Here is a 2,151-nt window from a genome sequence, read left to right as displayed (position 1 = left end):
GAAAGAACAAAAGCTTTATTTGAAAAAGATAGAGCAGAGTTCGAGAAACAAAAGAAAGAGTTTGAAGATATTCAATTATTAAATCAAACTCAAACAGAATTATCACAAATGGACTTACCAATAACATTAGCAAAGTATGTTAAGGGACAAGATGCCGAAACAACTAAAGCGAACTTAGAGGAAGTACAGACGATAATGAAACAATGGCTTTCTAAAGCCTTAGAAGGTACTGTAAAACCTACAGTTCCAACAAGTAGTAATGTAGCCCAAGGGGTTACGTATACACTAGAAGAATTGTCAAAAATGTCTACTGAGGAAATCAATAGATATTGGAACAAAAGACAACAATAATGTAAATTAAAAGGGGGTTTTATAAATGGCTGTAACTACTTTTATGCCTAGCATATGGGAAGCAAGATTATTAGAAAAGTATCACAATAGTTCAATAGTTGGATTAATAACAAGAAAGCCTAGCGAGGTTTCTGGAAAAGAAGCTATATTCAATAATGTAGGTGCTGTAGCTATAAAAGACTACACAGGAACAGTAGCTTGGGACGAGTTAGCAACAACTGATATTAAATTACCATACAACCAAGAAAAGTATTGGGCATTTAAATTAGATGATGTTGACAAAGTTCAATCAAAAAATGGTGGTGCTTTAATAGATCAACACGTTGCCGAAGCTGTTGCAACATTAAAAGAAACTGTTGACTCTTATGTATTAGCTGAAGCTGTAAGTGGTGTTCATGCTGACAACGTAATAGGAACAGCATTAGCTAAAACTTCAGTTTCTAAAACTACAGCTTATGACTACATAGTTGACTTATTAACTAAGTTAGATAAAAAGAGAGTTCCTAAAGCTGAAAGAAGCATAGTAGTATCAAGTGACTACTTATCATTATTAGAAAAAGATGCTAGATTCACTTCAAACTATACAGTAGTAGAAAATGGACTTGTAGAAGGTGGAAGAATAAATGGTGCTTCTATAATAATGTCAGAAGATTTACCAGCTTCAACAGTAATAGCATTACACAAGCCAACAGCAATAGGCTTTGGTATGATGTTAGAAAAGACAGAAGCTATGAGACTAGAAGGAGCATTTGCAGATGGTGTTAGAGGTTTAAGCAACTATGGTGCAAAGACTTTAAAGCCAGAAGGAATAGCTGTTTTATATTATACAATAGCTTAATAATAAAGAGGTGATCTAAATGTTAGTTAAAAGATTAAAAGATGGTTACATCTTTGAATTAGAAAACGTTGACGTTTTAAAATCTTTATTAGAAGCTAAAGAAATAGAAGAATATAAGAAGCCAAAAAATAAGCCAAAAGATAAGGCTGAATAATGGATATACTTACTTCTATAAAACTTAGACTTAATATAGGGGTGTCCGATAAAGACACCCTTTTATTGAATCTAATACAAGATATTAGTCAACGTCTTCTAATAAAGATAAATGAAAATGAAGTACCTTTACAGTTAGAGTTTATATTAATCAATGCTGTAATAGATTTATACAATAGACTAGGTAGTGAAGGCTATAAGAGTGAGAATGTAGAAGGCGTAAGTATTACATATATAAATGAATGTCTTGAGCCTTATACAGAGTATATAAAAGAATACTTATCTAACACTAGAAGCCAAAATAAAAAGGGTGTGCGTTTCATATGAGAATGGACACACTTTGCAAAGTTATTGAAACACAAAAAAATAGTGATGGTCAAGGTGGTTTTATAACTAATGAAGTTGAAATAAAAAGCTTCTTCGCCTTTGTAACCAACATATCTAACGAGAAACAAGCAGATCAATTTGGAATACTAGATACAAGTAAAAGATCACTTATAACCTTAGAAGATATGGACTTTAGGAAATATATTATATTAGCTAAAAATGAGAAATTCAAAGTTATATTACAAAAGAAAGCTAAAAATAAAACTTTTTTAACTTTGGAAGTGATTAACTAATGAGATTCAAAATAGATACTAAGGAAATAGACAACTTACGAATGGAAGTTACAAAGCTTCCCGTTGAAGTATTACAACTAGGCACAATGATCATAAAAAAGAATGCGTTCCAACTAGAAGGAACTATGAAAAACAAAATTAGATTTAATAAAAGTGTGGTAACTTCTAGACTTATGGGAAGTATCAACA

The 2,151-nt window shown here is 31.4% G+C and carries 6 protein-coding genes; all 6 read left to right on the top strand.

All coding sequences use genetic code 11. The features are described from left to right. Nucleotides 1-351 (top strand): capsid assembly scaffolding protein Gp46 family protein (locus AC11W3_RS14370; RefSeq protein ID WP_484093224.1); only part of this gene is annotated, 351 nt, incomplete at its 5' end. Between the two features lie 25 nt (nucleotides 352-376). After that, nucleotides 377-1,189 carry a hypothetical protein gene (locus AC11W3_RS14365; protein ID WP_484093223.1) on the top strand — a complete coding sequence of 271 codons (813 nt, stop codon included), beginning with the start codon at nucleotides 377-379 and terminating at the stop codon, nucleotides 1,187-1,189. Nucleotides 1,190-1,208: 19 nt separating this feature from the next. Continuing rightward, nucleotides 1,209-1,343: a hypothetical protein gene (locus AC11W3_RS14360; protein WP_484093222.1), complete on the top strand. Its 135-nt coding sequence runs from the start codon at nucleotides 1,209-1,211 to the stop codon at nucleotides 1,341-1,343. Beyond that, the gene (locus AC11W3_RS14355) at nucleotides 1,343-1,669 is read left to right on the top strand and encodes a phage head-tail connector protein (RefSeq protein ID WP_484093221.1); all 327 of its coding nucleotides are present in this window, start codon (nucleotides 1,343-1,345) and stop codon (nucleotides 1,667-1,669) included. Before AC11W3_RS14360 ends, AC11W3_RS14355 begins: the two co-directional genes overlap by 1 nt. Further along, complete coding sequence (locus tag AC11W3_RS14350) at nucleotides 1,666-1,962, top strand: hypothetical protein (RefSeq protein ID WP_484093220.1); 297 nt, start codon at nucleotides 1,666-1,668, stop codon at nucleotides 1,960-1,962. The genes AC11W3_RS14355 and AC11W3_RS14350 overlap by 4 nt, the downstream gene beginning before the upstream one ends. Then, a partial coding sequence (locus AC11W3_RS14345) for a hypothetical protein (protein ID WP_484093219.1) occupies nucleotides 1,962-2,151 on the top strand: 190 nt, incomplete at its 3' end. The genes AC11W3_RS14350 and AC11W3_RS14345, both read left to right, overlap by 1 nt.

It is taken from the genome of Geomonas sp., from assembly GCF_056994735.1.
The sequence above is the reverse complement of the archived record's forward strand: the minus strand, read 5'-3'. Positions and strand labels throughout refer to the sequence as shown.

Excerpts from the sequence above, each read along its gene's own strand:
- AC11W3_RS14365 (WP_484093223.1), top strand. The coding sequence starts at position 377 with ATGGCTGTAACTACTTTTATGCCTAGCATATGGGAAGCAAGATTATTA.
- AC11W3_RS14360 (WP_484093222.1), top strand. The coding sequence starts at position 1,209 with ATGTTAGTTAAAAGATTAAAAGATGGTTACATCTTTGAATTAGAAAAC.
- AC11W3_RS14355 (WP_484093221.1), top strand. The coding sequence starts at position 1,343 with ATGGATATACTTACTTCTATAAAACTTAGACTTAATATAGGGGTGTCC.
- AC11W3_RS14350 (WP_484093220.1), top strand. The coding sequence starts at position 1,666 with ATGAGAATGGACACACTTTGCAAAGTTATTGAAACACAAAAAAATAGT.